The sequence below is a fragment of the Acinetobacter sp. YH16031 genome (assembly GCF_013417335.1).
Classification (GTDB): Bacteria; Pseudomonadota; Gammaproteobacteria; order Pseudomonadales; family Moraxellaceae; genus Acinetobacter.
Genome location: NZ_VPED01000001.1, coordinates 57,226 through 80,771 on the forward strand (window position 1 = coordinate 57,226; position 23,546 = coordinate 80,771).

General features: G+C 43.3%; 22 protein-coding genes and 1 pseudogene. 6 read left to right on the top strand and 17 right to left on the bottom strand.

Annotated features, from left to right (window positions below; all coding sequences use genetic code 11):
• Positions 1 to 78: 78 nt before the first annotated feature.
• Positions 79 to 849: an SDR family oxidoreductase gene (locus tag FTV31_RS00275; protein WP_180012623.1), complete on the top strand. Its 771-nt coding sequence runs from the start codon at positions 79 to 81 to the stop codon at positions 847 to 849.
• A 25-nt stretch (positions 850 to 874) separates the two neighbouring features.
• On the opposite strand, the gene FTV31_RS00280 is transcribed toward FTV31_RS00275, so the two are convergent.
• Complete coding sequence (locus tag FTV31_RS00280) at positions 875 to 1,495, bottom strand: 4'-phosphopantetheinyl transferase superfamily protein (RefSeq protein ID WP_180012707.1); 621 nt, start codon at positions 1,493 to 1,495, stop codon at positions 875 to 877.
• A 352-nt stretch (positions 1,496 to 1,847) separates the two neighbouring features.
• Here FTV31_RS00280 and FTV31_RS00285 point away from each other — a divergent pair, with 352 nt between their 5' ends.
• Positions 1,848 to 2,327 (top strand): hypothetical protein, encoded by a 480-nt coding sequence (locus FTV31_RS00285; RefSeq protein ID WP_218948649.1) that lies wholly within the window; start codon positions 1,848 to 1,850, stop codon positions 2,325 to 2,327.
• Positions 2,328 to 2,383: 56 nt separating this feature from the next.
• Here the strand turns inward: FTV31_RS00285 and der are convergent, their stop codons facing one another.
• From der to FTV31_RS00360, 15 genes are all read right to left on the bottom strand, one after another.
• Complete coding sequence (der, locus tag FTV31_RS00290; protein ID WP_180012624.1) at positions 2,384 to 3,796, bottom strand: ribosome biogenesis GTPase Der; 1,413 nt, start codon at positions 3,794 to 3,796, stop codon at positions 2,384 to 2,386.
• 176 nt (positions 3,797 to 3,972) lie between these two features.
• Positions 3,973 to 5,121 carry an outer membrane protein assembly factor BamB gene (bamB, locus tag FTV31_RS00295; RefSeq protein ID WP_180012625.1) on the bottom strand — a complete coding sequence of 383 codons (1,149 nt, stop codon included), beginning with the start codon at positions 5,119 to 5,121 and terminating at the stop codon, positions 3,973 to 3,975.
• The gene (locus FTV31_RS00300; RefSeq protein ID WP_005232125.1) at positions 5,118 to 5,816 is read right to left on the bottom strand and encodes a tetratricopeptide repeat protein; all 699 of its coding nucleotides are present in this window, start codon (positions 5,814 to 5,816) and stop codon (positions 5,118 to 5,120) included. Before FTV31_RS00300 ends, bamB begins: the two co-directional genes overlap by 4 nt.
• 30 nt (positions 5,817 to 5,846) lie before the next feature.
• Positions 5,847 to 7,142 (bottom strand): histidine--tRNA ligase, encoded by a 1,296-nt coding sequence (gene hisS / locus FTV31_RS00305; protein ID WP_180012626.1) that lies wholly within the window; start codon positions 7,140 to 7,142, stop codon positions 5,847 to 5,849.
• 3 nt (positions 7,143 to 7,145) lie between these two features.
• Positions 7,146 to 8,267 (bottom strand): flavodoxin-dependent (E)-4-hydroxy-3-methylbut-2-enyl-diphosphate synthase, encoded by a 1,122-nt coding sequence (gene ispG / locus FTV31_RS00310; protein WP_004782104.1) that lies wholly within the window; start codon positions 8,265 to 8,267, stop codon positions 7,146 to 7,148.
• A gap of 23 nt (positions 8,268 to 8,290) precedes the next feature.
• Positions 8,291 to 9,076, bottom strand: coding sequence for a helix-turn-helix domain-containing protein (locus FTV31_RS00315; protein WP_180012627.1), 786 nt, complete (start codon positions 9,074 to 9,076; stop codon positions 8,291 to 8,293).
• Positions 9,067 to 9,840, bottom strand: coding sequence for a type IV pilus biogenesis/stability protein PilW (pilW, locus tag FTV31_RS00320; protein WP_373683619.1), 774 nt, complete (start codon positions 9,838 to 9,840; stop codon positions 9,067 to 9,069). The genes FTV31_RS00315 and pilW overlap by 10 nt, the downstream gene beginning before the upstream one ends.
• A 41-nt stretch (positions 9,841 to 9,881) precedes the next feature.
• The gene (rlmN, locus tag FTV31_RS00325) at positions 9,882 to 11,117 is read right to left on the bottom strand and encodes a 23S rRNA (adenine(2503)-C(2))-methyltransferase RlmN (RefSeq protein WP_180011824.1); all 1,236 of its coding nucleotides are present in this window, start codon (positions 11,115 to 11,117) and stop codon (positions 9,882 to 9,884) included.
• Between the two features lie 121 nt (positions 11,118 to 11,238).
• A complete protein-coding gene (ndk, locus tag FTV31_RS00330) occupies positions 11,239 to 11,670 on the bottom strand; it encodes a nucleoside-diphosphate kinase (RefSeq protein ID WP_004782097.1) in 432 nt (143 codons plus the stop codon).
• Positions 11,671 to 11,779: 109 nt separating this feature from the next.
• A complete protein-coding gene (gene iscX, locus FTV31_RS00335; protein WP_005232138.1) occupies positions 11,780 to 11,980 on the bottom strand; it encodes a Fe-S cluster assembly protein IscX in 201 nt (66 codons plus the stop codon).
• Between the two features lie 88 nt (positions 11,981 to 12,068).
• Positions 12,069 to 12,620: a phosphatase PAP2 family protein gene (locus FTV31_RS00340; protein ID WP_180012628.1), complete on the bottom strand. Its 552-nt coding sequence runs from the start codon at positions 12,618 to 12,620 to the stop codon at positions 12,069 to 12,071.
• Between the two features lie 607 nt (positions 12,621 to 13,227).
• Positions 13,228 to 13,500, bottom strand: a complete 273-nt coding sequence (locus FTV31_RS00345; RefSeq protein ID WP_180012629.1) for a hypothetical protein — start codon at positions 13,498 to 13,500, stop codon at positions 13,228 to 13,230.
• Between the two features lie 244 nt (positions 13,501 to 13,744).
• Complete coding sequence (gene ilvC / locus FTV31_RS00350; RefSeq protein WP_005232140.1) at positions 13,745 to 14,761, bottom strand: ketol-acid reductoisomerase; 1,017 nt, start codon at positions 14,759 to 14,761, stop codon at positions 13,745 to 13,747.
• A gap of 107 nt (positions 14,762 to 14,868) precedes the next feature.
• Entirely contained in the window at positions 14,869 to 15,360 is a 492-nt protein-coding gene (gene ilvN, locus FTV31_RS00355) for an acetolactate synthase small subunit (protein ID WP_004782091.1), read from the bottom strand.
• The gene (locus tag FTV31_RS00360; RefSeq protein WP_004782089.1) at positions 15,357 to 17,084 is read right to left on the bottom strand and encodes an acetolactate synthase 3 large subunit; all 1,728 of its coding nucleotides are present in this window, start codon (positions 17,082 to 17,084) and stop codon (positions 15,357 to 15,359) included. The genes ilvN and FTV31_RS00360 overlap by 4 nt, the downstream gene beginning before the upstream one ends.
• Before the next feature lie 680 nt (positions 17,085 to 17,764).
• Between FTV31_RS00360 and FTV31_RS00365 the strand changes: the two genes are divergently transcribed.
• The 4 genes from FTV31_RS00365 (at position 17,765) to holA (ending at position 22,692) form a co-directional block, all read left to right on the top strand.
• Positions 17,765 to 18,115, top strand: a complete 351-nt coding sequence (locus FTV31_RS00365) for a DUF4124 domain-containing protein (RefSeq protein ID WP_180012630.1) — start codon at positions 17,765 to 17,767, stop codon at positions 18,113 to 18,115.
• A 121-nt stretch (positions 18,116 to 18,236) separates the two neighbouring features.
• Positions 18,237 to 20,873, top strand: a complete 2,637-nt coding sequence (gene leuS / locus FTV31_RS00370) for a leucine--tRNA ligase (RefSeq protein ID WP_180012631.1) — start codon at positions 18,237 to 18,239, stop codon at positions 20,871 to 20,873.
• Between the two features lie 277 nt (positions 20,874 to 21,150).
• A complete protein-coding gene (locus FTV31_RS00375) occupies positions 21,151 to 21,684 on the top strand; it encodes a hypothetical protein (RefSeq protein ID WP_180012632.1) in 534 nt (177 codons plus the stop codon).
• Positions 21,685 to 21,693: 9 nt separating this feature from the next.
• Positions 21,694 to 22,692, top strand: a complete 999-nt coding sequence (holA, locus tag FTV31_RS00380; RefSeq protein WP_180012633.1) for a DNA polymerase III subunit delta — start codon at positions 21,694 to 21,696, stop codon at positions 22,690 to 22,692.
• Here holA and FTV31_RS00385 read toward each other — a convergent pair.
• Positions 22,689 to 23,137: pseudogene (locus FTV31_RS00385) on the bottom strand (bacteriohemerythrin). The gene holA and the pseudogene FTV31_RS00385 sit on opposite strands and share 4 nt — an antisense overlap.
• Between the last annotated feature and the right edge of the window lie 409 nt (positions 23,138 to 23,546).

Consider the following 23,546-nt stretch of genomic DNA (forward strand, 5'->3'; position numbering starts at 1 on the left):
TTCTTTACCAAATAGCCGCATTATTTTGCCTGTTTCTTGCTATGCTCAAGAAAAAAAGACAATAAGGAGATCAAGCACATGCACAGTATATTGATTAGTGGTGCAGCACAAGGAATTGGTGCCGCGACAGCCAAGCTATTTTACCAGCAAGGTTATAAAGTCGGAATTTATGATATTAATCTTGAACAGGCAGAACAATTGGCCCAGCAACTCGGTGATCATGCCAAAGCCGGTTTTCTGGATGTAACCGATTATGCGTCATGGGAAACTGCTCTATCTGAATTCGCATCTTGGGCCAGTGAAATCAATATTCTAGTAAATAATGCCGGAATTTTATATTCCGGTCCTTTTGAAGAAACCAATATTACCGATCACCATCGCACCCTTGACGTGAATATCAAAGGCGTCCTGAATGGCTGTCATGCTGCTTTGCCCTATTTAAAGCAGGCTTCCTTTGCTCGGGTCATTAACCTGTCTTCAGCATCGGCGATTTATGGCCAAGCGGATCTGGCTTCCTATGCAACCAGCAAATTTGCGGTTCGAGGTTTGACTGAAGGCTTAGATATTGAATGGCAAAAATATGGCATTCGGGTATTTGATGTGATGCCGCTTTTTGTTAGCACTGCAATGGTGAAAGATATGCAGGCTGAAAGTATCAAAAAAATGGGCGTGCATTTAAAAGCTGAGGATGTTGCACAAGATATTTTTAAATTAGCACAACTAAAAGATTCGATCTGGCAAGTGACACATCATCCGGTCGGATTCAAGAGCAAGTTTTTATTTCACTTATCTCGAATGAGCCCACAGTTCGTTAACCGACTGAGTAATTTAATGATTGCCAAACAATAAGAAATCTTTGGGGCTTAATCTACCTTCAAACAGCTTGATGAATCTGGATCATTGGAAATCTTAGACCTTTACAGGAATGCTCACTTTGCCAGGCCACAGTGAGCATGCAGCCCGCTAAAATATAATTTTGATAAGCATAAATTCCGATTTCTGGATGTTCACAACGTCCCCCATCCTGATGTGGATGAATTTGGGTATTCAGCTCATTGAGGTTCATCCGGATTCCAAGTCCTGAGGCTTTTAGGACCGCCTCTTTGGTGGTCCAGACTTTAAACCAGTATTCAGGATCATAATCTAATGCCTGCCACTGTCTCAGCTCTTCAGGATGAAAAGCGTGTTGGGCTAAGGCTTCAAAACGTACATTTCGATTAAGTTCTTCAATGTCAATTCCCAAATTCTGAATATGTTTGCTTGTTGCTAATGCATAAAAATTCTGGCTATGCGTATGATTAAAGCCAAAGTCTGGATGGGCTGGAAGATAGGGTTTGCCGTATTCGGTTGTAGTAAAGTCCTGCTGGTCAATAACACAACCTAAATGTGCAGCTAGCAACTGATTACGATAGTTATAAATTAGTTGTTTACGCTGCTGAATATAGGTTTTCCGATCTAAGTCTTGTAAATGTCTAAGTCGTGGTGCCAGCGCGATCCAATCAATATGAATAATAGACTTCAAAAATAGTCGCCCTTATAAAAAATGTTACTTTTAAGGCCTTCAGTATAAATCAACCTGATTGCCTCTCTGACAAACTATAGGTAATATCTTAAAATATATTTTAGTAAAACTTAAATAAAACAATAAAATATACTGTAAATCAAAATAAATAATTGAGCTTTCAAGCTATTTTTAATCGAATAAAAAATAGTTACAATCCAACTACAATTTTATACATAGAAAAACAGAGGGTCATAAGTTTAAGCGAATCATACTCAGTACGACAATTGCTGCACTATCATTTTCAACACAAGCTGGCTCCTGGCTAGAAGCTGCTACTGCAGTTATGGGAGCTAGAAACGGCGCAATCATGGATCAGGCTGAAGCAAATATGGAGCGTAGCCGTGCACAGGCGAATGCTGCTGTTGCACGTGCAGATCGTGCTTATGCTTCTAATTATAATAATGCTTCAAATCAAAATAACGGTGTCTACTCAACAACATACTTAAAAGGTTTAGATTGTACAGATTTGGCAGTAGAAGCGCGCAGTTTTGAACGTACCTTAGAAGCAAGTCAAAATGCACTCAACCAGGCGAATGCTCAAGCCAATAATCCTGTTTCTAAATTGGCAGGTATTGCAAGTGGTGCACTATCTGCTTTTGCAGGTCAATCACAAACAGTTGCGCGCGCAACTGAAATTACCAATGCTTTTAATGGTAATAATAATCAAAATAATATTGCTGCTTCTCAAGCCGATGCTGACGTAGCTTTAGCTAATCTTGAAAATATCCGTATTTATCAAAAAGCAAAAAAATGCTCAATCTAAAAAATGAATAAATAAAAAAGCCTGCTTTCGCAGGCTTTTTTATTTAACTATGGCAATTAACCACGTTTAAATTTTTTCTCGGCTTTCTTGAATTTCTGTACATAACGACGGCGACGCGCAGCAGTACGTTCATCCAGCTGTGACTTGCGACCTTCAAATGGGTTTTCTGAGGTTTTAAATTCAATTTTTACTGGTGTACCTTCAAGTTTGTACACTTTACGGAATACGTTTTCCAAGTAACGGCGATAGTCCGCAGGTGTCTTATCTACCTTATTACCATGAACCACGATAGTCGGTGGATTCTGTCCGCCCATATGCGCATAACGCATCTTGATGCGACGACCTTGTACAGTAGGCGGTTGGTGCGCTTCAGTGGCATCATTCAGGATCTGGGTCAGCTTCGCTGGTGATACTTTCAGATGTGAAGAATCATAAGCACGGTGAATCGACGGATACATCTCACCGACCCCTGTACCGTGTAGCGCAGAAATCAGGTGGATTTTCGCCCAAGGAATAAAGTCAAAACGACGCTCTACATCGAGCTTACATTGTTTACGATCATATTCAGACATATTGTCCCATTTATTGATCGCAATCACCATGGCACGGCCAGCTTCCAGTGCATAACCGATCAGATGCAAGTCCTGCTCCACAATGCCTTCACGTGCATCCACCACGATCACCACTACGTGCGCATCTTTCATCGCCTGCAAGGTTTTCACGATTGAGAATTTCTCAATCATTTCATCAACTTTACCTTTACGGCGTACCCCAGCGGTATCAATCAGGGTGTATTGACGACCATCACGCTCAAAAGGAATATAGATCGAGTCACGCGTTGTTCCTGGCTGGTCAAACGCCACAACACGCTCTTCACCCAATAGACGGTTTACTAATGTCGATTTACCTACGTTTGGACGACCAATAATTGCGAGACGTAGACCAGTATTCTTGTCATGCTCTTCTGGACTTTCATCTTCAGGCACATCTTCAAGTACTTCTTCTAGCATTTGCTGTACGCCACGGCCGTGGCTAGCAGCCACTTGCATAGGCTCGCCCATACCAAGTTTATAAAACTCGACCAGAGCAGCTTCAGCATGCACGCCATCAACCTTGTTAGCTACAAGGAAAACTTTCTTGCTCAAAGTACGCAATTCACGAGCGATCTGTTCATCAGATGCCAGCAGTCCGGCACGTGCATCGACCACAAAAATGATCATGTCAGCTTCATGGATCGCAGTTTTAGACTGCTCGGCCATATAGGAGTCAATACCGCCTTCATTTTCACCGATACCGCCAGTATCCACGACAATGAAAGATTTGTTTTGATAGATCGCATCGCCATATTTACGGTCGCGTGTCAGACCAGCAAAGTCTGCCACCAATGCGTCACGGCTCTTGGTTATCTGGTTAAACAGAGTTGATTTTCCGACGTTCGGACGACCAATGAGCGCAATTACGGGTTTCATAGATTAACCTTTATTCAATATCAGGCTGTCTAAAAATGGCCTGAACATCAGAAAGTTTTGGAAGAAAAAGGGAATAGGATTAAAGCCTAAAATAAATAAAAACACGGGGCATTGAACATTCAATCACCCCGCGTAAAAAATACGGTTGGCTTATTTTAGCATAAGCCAAACAAAAATTAACGATTCTGCCAGATGCTTAATGCACCCTTGCGTGTAGAAACATAGAGCTGGTTGTCAATTACGCGTAAATGCCGCACTTCACCAGAAGTTTTGGCACGACCAATAATCTGCCCTGTTGATGGATCTAATAGGTGCAATACCCCGTCCAGATCACCTACGATAAGCTCAGTTCCGAGCATTACCGGATTGCTCAGCTGACGATTCAACAACTGGTCATTTTCCCATAAAGGCTGGCCAGTGGTAATTTCATACGCGCTAATTTTACCATCAGTTTGGGCAACGAATACGCCATTGCCAACCACTTCCGGTCGCTGGATGCTGCTGGCATCTTCACTCCAGATCACCTGTTGTGAAGCCAGATCAAATACAGTCACTTGACCTTGATAGCTGGTGGTCACAATAAATTGACCTGCTACAACAGGATCACCATCGATATCGATCAAACGCTGAATGTCCGAACGGCCATCCGAGATCGCAACACGGCGCTGCAATTTAGGCACACCACTTAAGGCATCAATTGCATAGATATAAGCATTTGAAGTCGCAATCAATACGTTACGCGCGTCTAAAGGCACCGGAGCCGCCATGCCACGCAGGCTAAACTGGACATTCGGTAAATCATAGGTCCAGACCTGGGCGCCTGAGGCCACTTCGTGAGCATATACAGTACCGTCATTAGTGACAGTAATTACGCGACCTGCATGAATCAAAGAAGGCGCCAAGATGGCACCAGTCAATTGTGCAGTCCAGCGTTGTTCGCCAGTCTGCTGATCCAGTGCGATCAGTTGGCCTTTGTTGCTGCCAACCACCACGATCCCATCAGCGGCTTCAACGCCAGAGCTTAACGTATCTTTGCTGACTTTTTTCTGCCACAGGCGCTGCTTGCCATTAAAAGCAGTGACTTCACCCTTAGGGTCGATCGCAAATACGACTCCGTTATCCGCATCCAGACGTAAACGTAGCGGATCAGCCTTCTCTGTTGAAGAAACACTGGTCGAAAATACAGGAACAAGTGTTTTAGTCTGACTGATTTTTGGAAGTGGATTCGGTTTTACTTCTGGTACTTTATTGGTCTTACCCGCACAGCCAGCGAGTGCAAGAGTTAAAACAGTTAAAGCACAGGTGATTTTATATGTTCTGTTCATTCAGCTTCTTCCACTTGTGTTTCTATAATTGGGCGTTCGATTTCCGGGTCATCGACCAACACGCCTACGCTTTCGAGCTTAATTTGTAAAATTTGACGTTCTTCTTTACGTTCAATCAAAGCATCCCATGCACTTTGATATACTTTTTTGGCATTTTCAATATCATTTTTGGCAACATAGATATCGCCACGTGCTTCATCGGCGGTTGCTTTAAATGCAGGTTCAGTCACTGCATCCAAAGTTTTCAGGGCTGCATCATATTTTTTCTGTGCTAATTGTGCATAAGCCAGACGCAATTTAACGACCTGAACCAGGCCTTTATCATCAACTTTAGAGTTTTCAACTTTTTGTAATGCTTTCTCAGCGGCAGCGTAATCCTGCTTGTCATAAGCCAGTTTCGCCATGACCAACTGGGTTTGAATCGCTTGAGCTGAATCTGGCGCTTCTTTGACAATCTTGTCTGCAGTTTCAGATAGCTTGGCAAAAGCATCACCATCTGCAGCCTGTGCTTCATCCATCAGTTGCTGAACCTTGGCAGTCTGCATTTGCGATTCCGCCAGGTTTTTCTTCTGCCAATATTCCCATCCGAAAAAGGCAATCAGCGCAACCAGAATCCCGATAATGATCGAAGAACCATACTTCTTCGTGAAGGATTTTAAACTTTCAAGTTGTTCATCATCAGTCATTGCGCTCATGCGATTACCTTTTTCCTAATGTTTTATCGATTATTTTGAAGAAATTTTAGTACTGAAAAATGCGACAAAGTCAGCAAATGGCACAGTAGATTGCTCTGCAGTCGCCAGCTCTTTCACCGTAAAGCTTTGTGCTTCCAGCTCACGCTCACCGATAATGGCTGCATATAAAGCACCGGCCTGATCGGCTTTTTTCATTTGCGATTTCATTGAACCCTGAGAGCCGACTTTCAGACGAATATTACTGCCTGCAGCTTCCAATTGATCACGAATCTGTTCAGCTAGCACTAGTGCTTTACCTTGAGAAGCAGGATCGGCAACCAGGAATACTTCGCAATCACGTACTGGCGTATTGTCTTCAACCTGTTCCAGTAGAAGCAATAAACGCTCCATCCCCATCGCGAAACCAACTGCAGGCACAGATTGATCTGCCCTGCCTTTCAATTGACCGACTAAGCCGTCATAACGACCACCGGCACACACAGTACCTTGCGAACCTAAGTGAGTAGTGGTCCATTCAAATACGGTTTTGTTGTAGTAGTCCAGACCACGTACCAGTTTCTGATTGATGACAAAGCTGATACCGGCATCTGACAAATACTGTTGTAACTGGTTAAAGTGCGCCAGTGTTTCTTCACCCATAAAGTCGTGAAGTTTTGGTGCATTTTCTAGGATGCTTTGAGTTTTGGCATCTTTGGAATCCAGAATACGCAGCGGATTAGTCGTCAGACGACGTTGAGAATCTTCATCCAGATCCGCTTTATGCGCTTGTAGGAAGTCTACCAGCGCCGCACGATACGCTGCACGTTCATCAGACTCGCCCAATGTATTCAGTTCGAGTTGAACTTTGTCAGCAACGCCCATACGTTTCCAAAGACGTGCTGTCATCAGAATCAATTCTGCATCCTGATCAGGCGTTGCCACACCAAAGGTTTCCACGCCAAACTGGTGGAACTGACGATAACGGCCTTTTTGCGGTTTTTCATAACGGAACATCGGTCCGATATACCACACTTTCGGTGTTGCACCACGAAGCAGGTTATGTTCCAGCATCGCACGTACACAGCCCGCTGTTCCTTCAGGACGTAAAGTCAGAGACTCAGGCGGATTACCTTTGTCCAGGAAGGTGTACATTTCTTTTTCAACGATATCTGTGGCATCACCGATCGAACGTTTGAACAGATTGGTCTGTTCAACTATCGGCAAACGAATCTGTTGATAGCCATAGGCATCCATCAGACCTGACAGATGCTGTTCAAGACGTCTCCAAGCTGGGGTTTGCGTTGGGAGAATGTCATTAAAACCTTTGATTGCGACGATTGAACTCATGATCTACTCAGAAAAACTTGTGCGAATAATTTCTTTTGATTTGGCTTCTTCAAGCTCGGAAACACGTTGACGAACCATTGATTCGATTTCATCAACCAGTTGATTGGTATCGATTAAATGGCTCTTTTCACCATTACGATACACCAGTGAGCGCGGACTTGCACCTACTACACCGATATCGGCTTCTTTGGCCTCGCCCGGGCCATTCACTTTACAGCCAATTACAGACACATCCATCGGAACACGGACATCTTCCAGACGTTCTTCAAGGGTCTGCATTACTTTAATCACGTTAAATTCCTGACGTGAACAGCTTGGGCAGGCAATGAAATTAATTCCGTTAGAACGAAGACCCAGCGATTTCAGGATATCAAAACCAATCTTGATTTCTTCTTCAGGCTCAGCTGCCAGAGAAATACGCATGGTATCGCCAATACCTTCCATCAGCAGACCACCCAAAGCAATCGCTGATTTCACTGAACCAGTACGATACACACCCGCTTCAGTCACACCCAAGTGCAGTGGATTATCAATCTGTTTAGACAGCAGACGATAGGCATCCATCGTCAAAAACACGTTTGATGCTTTGACCGATACTTTGAATTCATGGAAATTCAGGCGATCCAGAATGTCGATATGACGCATCGCAGATTCCAGCAATGCTTCACCAGTTGGTTCGCCATATTTTTTCTGGATATCTTTTTCCAGTGAACCGGCATTCACACCAATCCGCATGGAAATGTCGTTGTGACGTGCTGCTGCCACGACTTCACGAATCTTGGCTTCTGAACCGATATTCCCCGGGTTAATACGCAGACAGTCTGCACCCAGATCAGCAACAGCCAGCGCAATTTTATAGTCGAAGTGAATATCTGCAACCAGTGGTACGTCAACTTGCTTACGGATTTCACCAAATGCAGCCGCTGCCTCCATACTTGGCACAGAGACACGCATGATGTCCGCGCCTGCATCCACACAACGCTGAATTTGTGCAACAGTTGCTGCGACATCACAGGTTTCAGTATTGGTCATTGACTGAACAGTGATCGGTGCATCACCACCGACATAGACAGAACCGACACGGATTTTACGTGTTGGACGGCGCTGAATTGGATTTACGATCATGATTTCGCCCTATCTGCTCACCATTAACGTGATAAACGGAAATCTGCTTTTCCGTTAACCGTATAAGGTGACAATGCAATACTTTCATTATTTAAACTGAGTGATACTGCTGTCGCATCATCCAGTCGGATCTGGAATGGCGCTTCACCGTTCAGCTCTATAGTAGACGCCTGACGACCAGTGGCCAGCACGTTACCACCTGCATCTACAATATGCACAGAGGTCGGACGGCTAAAATCAAGCTTGAGCTGATCACCGGACATGGTAGCACCGGCATCCAGATTTAAAATTTCGACATCAGAAGAGGTGTCCGCAACTTCGGCACTATTCTCGCTGCTCTCTGACCAGTTCTGGATCATGGCGACCAGTGCACCCAAGATCAGCACCACAACCAGTGCAATCAGGCCACGCTTTAACCATTTGCGGTTACGATCACGCTTTGAACCTGGCAATTTACCCATGATCTTGATTGGAGAATCTTTCAGAGCATGCGTTGCAACCATACCGGTATCATTGGCATAAATTTCATCAAAACGCTGAATCAGGCTAGAAGCATCGACACCGAGATATTTGGCATAGGTGCGGTAATAACCCTTAATAAAAGTCGCTTCAGGCAAGGATTTATAATCATCCTTTTCCAAGGCATTCAGGGTTTTTACTGGAATATTGAGTTCTTTGGCAACGTCTTCAAGCTCACGTTGCTGATTAATACGAATCTTGCGTAAGTACTCGCCTGGACGCTGAACATTTCCTAACGCGTTTGGAGCTACGCTCGAATTATTCGAATCTGAATTAGGATTTACTTCCATACGGCCTCAGTACTGTACTGTAATTGCAAATAACGTTGGTATTCCGGGCTTTCAGGGAACAATGCACGTAATTGATTGACCAAAACCTGCATGCCTAACTGATCGCCACTGGCACGCGCAGTGCGAATGCCAATCCAGAGCGCACGGGCACTCTGGTTTTTCTGCCCCACGCCACGCACAAACTGTTCATACATTTGAGTCGCGGCCGGGAACTGCTGGTTCAGATAAAAAATTTCTGCCAACTCTAACATTGATATATACGAAGCGCGATTAGCCTGTAGTGCCTGTTTGAATGATTTTTCAGCATTCGCCAGATCACCCTGTTTCAGGTAAATCCGCCCCATATTTTCAAGGGCGCGAAATCGCTGGTCATAACCTAAAGTTGCGCCAGCAATTTCGAACTGCTCAATCGCATCTTTATAGCGCTCAAGCTGATATAAATAGGTGCCGTAGTTATTTCGTGCCTGGGCATTCTTTGGATCTGCCGAAATTGCACGCTTGAAATAACCTTCGGCTTTTTCAAGATTAGGTTTACTGCCTTCCTGCTGAAGCAGCACCCCCATCATCATATTGGCTTGCGAATCACGCGGATTAGTTTCCAGTGCCTGATCCAGCGCACGTTTGGCTGAATCCAGATCACCGTTTTTAAGATATTCAACCGCCAACTGAGTACGAACCTTGGTGGCTTTTTCCGGATCCTTCTGACCTAGATCTGGCGTTTGACACGCAGTTAAAACCAAAGACCCACATACTACTGAAACCAAAGCAAGTTTAGATGTCAGACTACTCAATTGGCGACCTCTTGTTATCCTTGTGAGCGCATAATCTCATTGGACTGCGCAATTTTCTTTTTCCACTGTTCCGCACGACGGGTACGGTCAGCAACTTGTCCTACCAGTTGTCCACACGCAGCGTCGATATCATCACCACGTGTCTGACGAATCGTACACACAAAACCGGCATCAGACAAAGTTTTTTGGAAAGAAATAATCCGGTTACGGCTTGAACGGCCATATGGCGCATGCGGGAACGGGTTAAATGGAATCAGGTTAATCTTGCTTGGCAGATCTTTAAGCAGCTTGATCATCTGCTGGGCATGTTCAGGTTTGTCATTTACGCCATCCAGCATTACATATTCGATAGTCACGTGCTTACGCGCACTTTCATTACCATCTTTAGTGATGTAGCGCTGACAAGCGGCAATAAGCTGCTCTAGCGGATATTTTTTGTTGATTGGCACCAGTTCATTACGCAGCTCGTCATTGGTTGCGTGTAATGAAATCGCCAAAGCCACATCAATATCTTGCGCCAACTGGTCAATTTTCGGCACGACACCAGATGTTGAAAGCGTTACTCGGCGTTTAGACATGCCATAAGCAAAATCATCCAGCATAATGCGCATAGAGTTCAATACAGCATCATAGTTCAGCAATGGCTCGCCCATGCCCATCATCACCACATTGGTCACTGAACGCTCGCGCTCAGCCACAGGCACTTCTTCCATATAGGAGTAGTTGGCCATCCATAACTGACCAATGATTTCAGCTTGAGTCAGGTCACGCTGGAAACCTTGCTTACCGGTTGAACAGAATGAACAGTCTAGGGCACAGCCCACTTGTGAAGAAATACACAGGGTCTTACGTGAACCAGTTTTATCCTCTGCCGGAATCAGGACAGTTTCAACCAGAGAGCCTTCACCATCACCGACACGGAACACCCATTTACGGGTACCGTCTTTGGAATAGTTTTTATGCACCACTTCTGGCGCTTTAATTTCACAAATCTTTTCCAGTTTTTCACGCAGCTTGCCTGAGATATTGGTCATCTCAGCAAAATCAGTCACAAAATACTGATGAATCCATTTCATCACCTGACCGGCACGGAACTTCTTCTCGCCCATATCTTCGAAGAATTTTTCCATTTGCGGACGTGACATGCCTAGTAAGTTCACTTTTTCCACAGAATTTTGCTGTGCAGGAGTGGACGGAGATTGTTGCTGTGCATCAGAAACTGCTGATGTAGCGACCACTTCAGTACTCATGTGTATACCTAAACCATGCCTAAAGATGAAAGGAGAAGCTCAATATCTGAGCAAAGAATTATTCAGAGAATAAAAAAACCAGATAAGTATAATAACACTTATCTGGTTTGAATACTGCGTATTAACGAGTACGTGGAGCAATCTCAGTTTGCGCGAAGAAGTAGTTAATTTCGCGGTCAGCAGATGCTACAGAGTCAGAACCGTGAGCAGCGTTTTCGTCGATGCTTACAGCGAAGTCTGCACGGATTGTACCAGGAGCAGCTTCTTTAGGGTTAGTCGCGCCAAGGATGTCACGGTGAGCAAGAACTGCGTTTTCGCCTTCAAGAACTGAAACAACAACTGGACCAGAAGTCATGAATGCAACTAGGTCACCGAAGAAACCACGTTCTTTGTGCTCAGCGTAGAAGCCTTCAGCTTCAGCTTGAGTCAGGTGTTTCATTTTAGTCGCAACGATTTTAAGACCTGCTTTTTCGAAACGAGCAAAGATGTCACCGATGTGGTTTTTAGCAACTGCGTCTGGTTTTACGATAGATAATGTACGTTCAATAGCCATGATTGGCTCCTTAAGTCAATTGTTGACATGAAAATTTGCCGCATTATACCGAATAATGGACTTTTTTCTGCCTTTAAACTGTAAAAAAATTGCTTTTTTCAACTGGCAATTAACGTGCTTCGTCAATCCATGCCATTTGAATGGCTTCCAGAAGCCCTTCGGTTGATTTGGTTGGATCGTCTTCAAAATCAGGAAGCGCACATACCCAGGCATGCAGGTCGGTAAAGCGAACCCATTGCGGATCCACGTCTGGATGCGCTTCATACAATTCAATCGCGATATCGAGGGTATCTGTCCAACGTAAACCCATATCTATTCCTAAGCCTATTTACTGTGATGTAGTACTTTAGCAAATTTGCAAAATTCTGCGAGCCTTTGCCAGATCATCTCGTGATTTTTTACAACACGATATTAAAAAAAGGTGCCGTAAATACAATCATGGTGGCTACCAGCGCACCCAATATGGCTCCTACCGCCACATCACTTGGATAATGCAAGCCTAAAACCATTCGGGAGATCGCGACCAGAATGGCAAATGGCAGCATTAAAAACAGCAAGAAAGGCATGATATAACCCAGCACGATGGTCACCATCACTGCATGCAAGGTATGTCCCGAAGGAAAACTAAAATGATCCAGCGGATGCTCACAGAGCCGAATCACCTGATGCACCTGATAAGGACGTGGACGTACTGTCTTGGTTTTTAAAAGTTTATAAATCAGGGTTCCGACCATACTGCCAAACACCAGATAAACTATCTGTAAGGTATACATCAGGCCCTGAATCAGCCAGACGGTAATGAGCATCAAATACCAGAATACGCCATTACCCAACCGGCTAATGATTTTAAAAAAAGCTGCAATGCGTTCTGAATGTGAAAAATGATTAAGATAAATACAGCCTTTTAAATCAATTTCTAAAAATTTTAATTTTGCATTCTGAAATTTCATTGTAGAGCTCTTATTGTTTTATGCCCTGTATTTCAGGTTTTGCACGACTGAAAAATAGAGCTTGTTCAAATTGACACATGAGATAATCGCTATTCACCTTTTTAGTTTCTTAATGCCTACATCCTTCTGTAATCGTTATAAATCGCTTAATTCAGACATCTAACAGATGAATTCTTGCCACTATCTCAACCTACTCAGCCAACCTGTCCAATCATGTTGCACCTGTAAATCAGTACGTCCATGATCATTAGCGATCACTGCTCCACCGCTGGCCATCGCCTCCTGCACTATATTTTTAACCTTTCAATCCGACCTATCCTTGAACTGTTAATAGATGATTTATTTGTACTGGTATTTATTGAAATAAGTCTGAACAAAACCTGAGAAGGATCGAATGTGCTTCGAGTATAGTGCAGTTATAGCGCCCAAGACTTTGGTGAAAATGTATCTGGAAGCCGCCTCTTGCCTTGCTCTTACTCAAAATTTGGTTATTTCAAAGCATTTAAAAGTTAATGATATATAACTATCCATACTTTTGATTAAGTATGGGGTTCAGGTGTGACTGTTTTATGAATTGATTTATGGGAGCTTAGCATTTCTTACATTATCAAACTTGCTGATGCTTTATGTCTATTCCATCTACCTTTTCAATTTCTTTACTATACTTATGCTCAACTAATAACCGATTAAATACCTGATCCATGCCAACGGATTCAACTTGTAAAATAGTTGCCATTTTTGAATATGATTTATTTTTTTGAGATAACATTTTATCTTCAAATCCCCAGTCAACCAACAAAGCTGCTCCAAGCAATAAAATTAAAATTAAGACAGCTAACCACAAACTTAATGAAAGCCAACTACCCCCACCATACATCACGATAAATAATCGTTTGGATTTGCTGCCATGAAGTTTTGGTATTTTTTAATTCGAATGCATATTGCTCAAACTCTTGATCACCTACTTCTACTTCAGTCCAAACATAGATATGATTTTCTATATTAAAAATTCAGTTCGATCTTTCACCTTATCTTTTTATATTTATTTAAATTATTATTCGACTATATAAAAAAACCCACTCTAGTGAGTGGATTTTCGCATTCAAATCAAATGATCCAAGAAATTAGTTTTTCTCTTTATCAACGATTTTGTTTGCTTGGATCCAAGGCATCATTGCACGCAATTTAGCACCAGTTTGTTCGATACCGTGTGCAGCGTTTTGACGACGACGAGCAGTCATAGATGGATAGTTCAATGCACCTTCTTGGATGAACATCTTCGCATATTCACCAGATTGGATACGTTTAAGCGCATTACGCATTGCTTCACGAGACTGTTCGTTAATTACTTCAACGCCAGTTACGTATTCGCCGTATTCAGCATTATTAGATACTGAGTAGTTCATGTCAGCGATACCGCCTTCGAACATCAAGTCAACGATCAGTTTAAGTTCGTGTAAACATTCGAAGTAAGCCATTTCAGGTGCATAACCAGCTTCAACCAGAGTTTCAAAGCCCATTTTAACCAGTTCAACAGCACCACCACAAAGAACCGCTTGCTCACCGAACAGGTCAGTTTCAGTTTCTTCACGGAAAGAAGTTTCGATGATACCAGTACGGCCGCCACCTACGCCTGAAGCGTAAGAAAGCGCAACGTTACGTGCATTACCAGAAGCATCTTGGTGGATCGCGATTAAGTCAGGAACCCCTGAACCACGTTGGTATTCAGAACGTACAGTGTGACCAGGAGCTTTAGGCGCAACCATGATTACGTCTAGGTCTTTACGTGGAACAACTTGGTTGTAAAGAACAGAGAAACCGTGAGCAAATGCAAGAGTCGCGCCTTCTTTGATGTTTGGCTCGATCACGTCGCGGTAAAGTTGAGCTTGGAACTCATCTGGAGTCAAGATCATTACTACGTCAGCTTGAGCTACAGCAGCAGGAACTTCAGCAACTTTAAGACCAGCGTTTTCAGCTTTTTTCCAAGAAGTAGAATTCGCGCGTAGACCAACAGTTACGTCAACGCCAGAATCTTTAAGGTTAAGCGCGTGTGCGTGACCTTGTGAACCATAACCAATGATTGCTACTTTCTTAGATTGGATAATAGATAAGTCGCAGTCTTTATCGTAAAAAATTTGCATTGCTGTCTCCGCTTAAATGCTTGTGTGTCCGTTTCATCAGGCAATGATCCTTGATCACATTGCCTGAAGCCCCCTTCTTATTAGAATGAGGAAATAATTTAAAAAATTTAGATGGTTAGTACTTTTTCGCCGCGTGCGATACCTGATACGCCTGAACGCACCACTTCCAAAATCGTGTTTTCTGCTAATGCATCAATAAAACCGTCGATTTTTTCAGTCGTACCCGCGATTTGAATCGTGTAAGTTGTTGGTGTTACGTCAACCACCTGACCACGGAAAATATCGGTCGTACGTTTGATTTCATCACGGGTTGCGCCTAAAGCTTTCACTTTGATCAGCATCAACTCACGTTCAATGTGTGCACCCTCAGACAGATCCACCACTTTAACCACTTCCACCAGCTTGTTCAGCTGTTTGGTGATCTGTTCGATCTTGTGATCATCACCATACGTGGTCAAAGTCAGACGTGAAAGTGTTGGGTCTTCAGTTGGCGCAACGTTCAATGTTTCAATGTTGTAGCCGCGTTGTGAGAATAAACCCACCAAGCGAGAAAGCGCACCTGCTTCGTTTTCTACGAGTACAGAGATAATATGTCTCATTTCGTGCGCTCCCCTTTTGCTAACCACATATCCTGCATCGATTGACCCGCAACCAGCATTGGATATACGTGTTCTGTACGGTCAACCATTACGTTAATAAATACGCACTTATCATTGATCGCCATCGCTTCTTCAAGCTTAGACTCAAGCTCGTCCGCATGGTCAATCTGAATACCTACATGTCCATAAGCTTCCATCAATTTTGCAAAGTCAGGTAAAGACTCTACATAAGAGCTAGAGTGACGGCCTTCGTAGTTCATATCCTGCCACTGTTTCACCATACCTAAGGCACGGTTGTTCAGGCACAGGATTTTAACGTTCAAGCCATATTGCTTACAGGTAGAAAGTTCCTGGATACACATCTGAATCGATGCTTCACCAGTAATACAAACCACTTGCTGATCCGGGAATGCAAGCTTAGCCGCCATTGCATATGGCAGACCCACACCCATGGTACCTAGACCACCAGAGTTGATCCATTGACGAGGACGTTTGTAGCGATAGTGCAACGCGCCGAACATCTGGTGCTGACCAACGTCAGACGTAATGATCGCTTCGCCATTGGTGACTTTGTCTAGAGCACGAACCACCTGTTGTGGCTTCATAGAACCATCAGTCGGTACATCGAACTTCAAGCCATGAACCTGACGCCATTCATCAATCTGTTTCCACCATGCCGCAATTGCTTCAGGATTTGGCTTGGACACATTCATTTGCTTCAACTGGTTCAGCATTTCGTTGAGTACAGGTTCTACTGCACCCACGATTGGAATGTGCGCCATAATCGTTTTAGAAATGGTCGCCGGATCGATGTCAATGTGAATGACTTTGGCATTCGGACAGAATTTTGCCGGGTTATTGGTTACACGGTCATCGAAACGCGCGCCTACACACAGAATCACGTCTGCATTGTGCATGGTCATGTTGGCTTCGTAAGTACCGTGCATACCTAACATGCCGATGAATTGTGGATCATCGCCCGGGAATGCGCCAAGACCCATCAGGGTATTGGTAACTGGGTAACCCAATAGATGTGCAAGCTCAGTTAATTGTGCTGAAGCATTGCCCTGAACCACGCCGCCGCCTGAGTAAATGACTGGGCGTTTCGCATGAATCAGTTCATCAATCGCTTTACGGATTTGACCTGAGTGACCACGGTATGGTGGTTGATACGAACGCATCTTCACTTTTTCAGGATATTCGTAAGCAAATTTCTCTGCTGGGTTGGTTGCATCTTTAGGAATATCAACTACAACTGGACCTGGACGGCCAGATGACGCGATATAGAATGCTTTTTTGATAATTGAAGGAATTTCGCTGGCATGGCGAACCTGGAAGCTGTGCTTCACGATTGGGCGAGAAATACCGACCATATCAGTTTCTTGGAACGCATCCTCACCGATCAAATGGCTTGCAACCTGACCAGACAGGATCACCATTGGAATGGAATCCATATAAGCCGTTGCAATTGGAGTAACGGTATTTGTCGCGCCTGGGCCAGAAGTGACCAGCACAACACCAGTTTTACCTGTTACGCGTGAGTAAGCATCCGCCATATGGCCGGCAGCTTGTTCGTGACGTACGAGGTAATGATTAATTTTGTCTTGTTGAAATAGCGCATCATAAATATGCAGTACTGCGCCGCCTGGATATCCAAAAACATGTTCAACGCCTTCATCCGCTAATGCGCGAACGAGCATTTCACCACCAGATAGAAGTTCCAACGTGATTCACCCTATATTATTCACTGCACAAATGGGAGGCATTTGCAGTGTTCATTCATTAACTGTCTGCACTGTTATAGCACACAAATTTCATAGTTTTCAAAGCAATAGGAATAAAAATCCGATCTACCTGCTGTTCGAGCAATACAAGATCTAAAACATGTTGGGGTAAACATATTTTGTTCGCTTTGTTCAATTTTTCGGCTAGAAAAATTGCCCATTGCATGACATGACACTTATTCGAAGGGTGATCGATCTAAGGCATATAAAACTATTGCTGCATTCTTGTGTTTTCAGCCTTTAAAGTCAAGTTTAAAAAACAGGCTATTATTGTTTATACGTCTAAAATTTGCTGCTTTTACAGACAATTTCGACTTTAACTATGATTTTTAGCTTTAAAATTTTAATTTAAATTAATAAATTTCATATACTTAAAACTTTAATTTTATAAATTTTTAATATGTCTTATATAAAAAAATTGAATGAATTTTTAAGAAATTCAATGCAACTGTTTATAAATAAATTTCTTTTTATATAAAATTACTCTTTTTTAGCATTAGCTTGAAACATAAGACCGCTATTGATCACAAAATTAATTGAATTAAAAATCATCTTATGGCAAAAAATTCTCTACAATAACAACTCTATTTAACCGCTTGAAATTTTCAGGACTTTTACTCATGAAAAGATCTTTCCTGACCGCATTAAGTTTTGCCACTACGCTTGTTTTAGGTGTAGCAAGCAGCTCTGCTTTAGCGATTGAATATTATAAATGGGTCGATGCCAAAGGCGTGACTCACTATACCAAAACCCCGCCTCCTAAAAATGCCAAGCATAAAAGCAAAGTAGAAACCTATGGCTGGACCAATTCCGCGCCTATTCCAGCAAGAACAACCGAAAATGAGAACCGGACCGAAACGGGTAACTCAAACTCATCTGCACCTGTGCCTGTCGTTTCTGAAAATGAGCAGCAACAGCGTGAAGCCAATGAAGCTTTACAACGTGGTCAGTCTGAGCGTGTAGCCTTCTAATCATACTCGTCTGCCAATTTAGATTTTTCCTGCAGAATCCCGTACGCAAAATTCACTTTTAGGTGCATTTTGCGCTATGCTGTGCCTTATATTTTTTTAACCGTTCTCTTGTATTACGTATATGACTACTCACATTGACTCAGAATATCAAGCCAGTGCGATTGAACCTCAAGTCCAGCAGGACTGGGAATCTCGCAAAGCCTTTAAAGTTGCCGACACTGTAGAAGGTCCACGTCGTTATATCCTCTCGATGTTCCCTTACCCAAGTGGCAAACTGCATATGGGTCATGTGCGTAACTATACCATTGGTGACGTGATCAGCCGCTTTCACCGTTTAAAAGGTGAAACTGTATTACAACCCATGGGTTGGGATGCTTTCGGTCTTCCTGCGGAAAACGCTGCAATTGCACACCAGGTCGCTCCTGCAAAATGGACTTTCGAAAATATTGATTACATGCGTAATCAGTTGAAGAAACTTGGCCTGTCTGTAGATTGGGATCGTGAATTCGCAACCTGCACACCAGAATACTATCGCTGGGAACAATGGCTATTCGTTCAGCTTTATAAAAAAGGCCTGATCTACCGTAAACTTTCTACAGTCAACTGGGACCCAGTAGACCAAACAGTTCTTGCCAATGAACAGGTTGAAAATGGTCGCGGCTGGCGTTCAGGTGCATTGGTTGAAAAACGTGATATTCCAATGTACTACTTCCGCATCACTGATTATGCGCAAGAATTACTGGACGATCTTGAAACGCTGAAAGACGGCTGGCCACAACAAGTCTTGACCATGCAACGTAACTGGATTGGTCGCTCGCAGGGTATGGAAATCACTTTCCCTTCTGCTAATCCTGAAATCTATGCAGATGGTTTAACAGTATTTACCACACGTGCCGATACCTTAATGGGTGTGACTTATGTTGCTGTAGCAGCAGAACACCCAATGGCGCTAAAAGCAGCTGCCCTCCAATCAGAAGCAGGCAATCCTGAACTTCAAGCATTCATCGAAGAATGCCGTATGGGTTCTGTGGCAGAAGCGGATCTTGCGACTGCCGAGAAGAAAGGCATGGCAACAGGCCTTTCTGTAAAACACCCTGTCACAGGTGAAGAAGTTCCTGTCTGGATCGCAAACTACGTACTGATGTCTTACGGTTCAGGTGCGGTGATGGCAGTGCCTTCACACGATGAACGTGACTTCGAATTTGCCAACAAATATGGCTTAACCATCAAGCAAGTCATTGATGCCAAAGGTGCAGAAGATACAGATTTTGATGCAACTCAATGGCAAGAATGGTACGGCTCTAAAGACGGTAAACTGGTTAATTCAGGCGAATTTGACGGTTTAGACTTCCAAGGCGCATTTGATGCCTTCCTTGCAAAATTAGAACCACAAGGTCTTGCGAACGTTAAAGTTCAATTCCGTCTACGTGACTGGGGTGTATCTCGTCAGCGTTATTGGGGTTGTCCAATTCCAATGATCAACTGTGACAAATGTGGTCAAGTGCCAGTGCCTGAAGATCAACTGCCTGTGGTACTTCCAACTGATGTTGTGCCAGACGGTTCAGGTAACCCGCTGAACAAGATGCCTGAATTCTACGAAACCACTTGTCCTTGCTGTGGTGGCGATGCGCGTCGTGAAACAGATACGCTAGACACATTCGTAGAATCTTCTTGGTACTATGCACGTTATGCATCTCCAGACTTTACTGATGGCATGGTAAAACCAGAAGCAGGTCAAACCTGGCTTCCAGTCAACCAATACATCGGTGGTGTTGAACACGCGATTCTGCACTTGCTCTATGCACGTTTCTTCCACAAATTGATGCGTGATGAAGGCGTGGTACAAGGTAATGAGCCGTTCACTAACTTGCTCACTCAAGGTATGGTGCTTGCCGATACTTATTACCGTGAGTCTGAGTCAGGCAAGAAAACCTGGTTTAACCCTGCCGACATCGAACTTGAGCGTGATGAAAAGGGCCGTATCACTTCTGCGAAATACAAAGGTGATGGTCAAGACGTCATCGTTGGCGGTCAGGAAAAAATGTCGAAATCGAAAAACAACGGTATCGACCCGCAAGCGATTATTGACCAATACGGCGCAGATACTGCACGTGTGTTCATGATGTTTGCTGCCCCACCTGATCAATCACTTGAATGGTCTGATGCCGGTGTTGAAGGTGCAAACCGCTTCCTGAAACGTGTATGGCGTTTGGCAACAGGTTTCCTTGAAAAAGGCAATGCTGCGACTAAATTCGATAAAGCCGCTCTTTCTACAGCTGCGCAAGACTTACGTCGTAAGACTCACGAAACCATCCAGAAAGTGGGTGATGACATTGAACGTCGTCATGCATTTAACACTGCCATTGCAGCGATGATGGAACTGTTAAATGCGAACAACAAGTTTGAAGCGAAAGATGACAATGACGTTGCTGTAGCACGTGAATCAATCACTACGCTTCTTACTTTATTGGCACCATTTGCACCGCACTTAAGCCAGACTTTATTGGCTCAGTTTGGGATTGAGTTAACTCAAGCGCAATTCCCACAAGTGGATGAATCTGCATTGACTCGTAATACACAAACCATCGTGGTTCAGGTGAACGGTAAACTTCGTGGCAAACTTGAAGTGTCTGTAGATGCATCTAAAGATGACATTCTTGCTCAAGCCAAAGCCTTGCCTGAAGTTCAGCAATTCTTGACTGGTCCAACCAAGAAAGAAATTGTGGTGCCGAATAAGTTAGTGAACTTGGTGGTTTAATTTCCTTGAAGCCTCCTTGAGCAAGATATAAAGCACTGCTTTATATTGAAGCGCAAGAAAGGGAGGTTTGGAGGGATTTAATCTCCCCTAACCCCTCTTTAATAAAGAGGGGAATTCCCGTCCATATATAAAAAATGGGTTCTCCTCCCTTTTTAAAAGGGAGGTAGGGAGGGATTAAAAAACAATTCCAAACAAAGCCCGTTGCCAGCCAACGGGCTTTGACTTTACAATCCGGTTCAGGATTTCAAATATTTCCCCAAGGGAAAAGAGGATACTCATGCATTTAGGCAAACGTTTAGCAGCAATTGTTTTAACTTGTGGTCTAAGTGCAGGCCTCGTCGGCTGTGGCTTTCATTTAAAAGGAACCAATCCGAGTTCCGCACCTGTAGCTTACTCAGTCATGAGTCTGGCCCTCCCTGACAATACTGAAGATCTTCAGGAAAAACTGGCTGTTTACCTGGGTGCTGCTGGAGTACAGCTGAGTAATGCACCTGATGCTTATGTCTTACGTGTCCTAGATTACACCCCTCGCCGTTTAGAATTGAATGGCAAACTTGTAGAAACCTTATTGCGTCTGAATGTAACTTTCCGAATTGAAGATGCGCAAGGCAATCCGGTGACTGAACCCCGTACGGTAATTGCGACCCGTACCTATCAATATGATATTGAAACCGTGAATACAGATGACCAGGAACAGAAATTCTTAAATCAGGTCCTGATTGATGATGTGGCCCAGCAGATTGCCCGTCAAATTTCATCGAATCGTTTGCCATTGGCAAGATCAGAAACTTCGACTCAACTAGCCCAATAAGACGACCCAATGAAACTTGACTACCTCCAGGCATTAAAACGTGTCAATGAAGCTCGCGGTGCCTGGGTGTTGCATGGTCAGGAGCCTTTGCTGGAACAGAATCTGGTAGATGCCTTTCGTAGCAGCTGGCAAAACCGTGAAGTTGAACGCCAGCGTTATGATATTAGCTCTGCCTCTGACTGGAAAAATGTCTTTAATGCTTTAAACAGCCTGTCATTATTTTCTAGCCAACTGGCAATTGAAGTGCATGGCAATATCAAACCGGATGCCAGCGGTCTCAAACTATTAAAAAGCTATCTCCAACAGGACAGTGATAATCTGCTCTTGGTGGTCATGCCGAAGCAGGATGCCAGCAGCCTGAAATCCAGTTTTTTTCAGACCATTGATGCCAATGGCGTAAATGTATCACTGGTAGCGAACTACCCAAAAGATCGTCAACAGATCCTCGGGATTGAATCAGAAAAACTGGGAATTAAGCTGGCAAATGACGCCTGGCAATGGCTAGAGCAGCATCATGAGCACAATTTGCTGGCTGCTAAAAACAGCCTGATGCGCGTGGCGGATACCTTTGCTGAAGTGGATATTATCCAGATTGACCATCTATATGCCTGCTTGCAGGATCAGTCCCGTTACAGCACCTATGATCTGAGTGATGCCTTGCTGAATGGGAATTTGGCACAATCAATTAAGATCTTTCAGTATCTAGTTGCGTCTGGTGAACCGATGAGCCTGATTTTGTGGAGTATCAGTAAAGAAATGCGTCTATTGATGCAGTTATTTGAACAGCCACAAAATGCCTTACAAATTGGCATCTGGAAGACTAAAGTAAGCTTATATCAGCAAGCCTTGCGTCGTTTAAGTCCACAACGCTTTTTAAGCTGGCCTCAGCTTTTGATCCGGATCGATGCTGCAATCAAAGGGATGTCCAGAGAGAACCCTGAACATCTGATCTTACAGGCCATTGCTGAAATGTGCGGTCAAAGCTTGTTTGCATCTCCGAGTGCCTAACTAAAGAAACGCGCAAACCAGCCTCTTTGCCTTTTTTCTTCTCCTGCGTTCGCAGGTAGCTCAGCATATTGTCCCGTACTGCTACATAATCCTGATCATCGTGCTGAATATGGTTGATGAGCCATTTGGACAGTAGACGATATAAATCTTTTTCAATGGACTGACCTTTCTCAAACTTCAGACGATAATCATTTAATTTTTTGACAAATAATTCATGTATGCCGCGATGTGAGGGCAAATATTGATAACTCACCTGTTCCAGCAGGTTTTCCTCAAAGCTGAAATGTGACTGGGTATAGTCGATCAAATCATCTAAAACCTCCCGGATTTTATCGCGATCTCCGGTACTTTTGACCTACTCTAAAGCATTTATATAGTCCAGAATCTGGCGATGTTGATGATCAATCACCTCAATTCCAATATTGTAACTTTCATTCCATTCCATCTATGAACCTCATCAATTTTCTTAGTAAAGTCGTATTATTTTTTCGCTCATTAAATAAGCATATTCTCTTAATGAATAAACCCATATTTTTTTATGGAATTAAATATTACAAACTTTATTTGCTTAAACCTATATGTAAAACATAGATTTTTTAAATTTTAATAGAACACATCATTCGAAAAATTAGATTAAAAAATAAAAAAGGTTGGCTTTAGCGCAGAATTATTTTTACAACAAATATCATTAAAAACTTCCATGATATTGAGCAGCACTATGGCGTATTTTTATCAGCAATTTAGTGGCCAGCTTTTTGCATACAGTCTATCTGAGAAGTACTTTATACTCCCATGAAGATTTAATTGATTCATCATATGATCAATATTTCTCAGATAGCTAAATCGTATAAAAT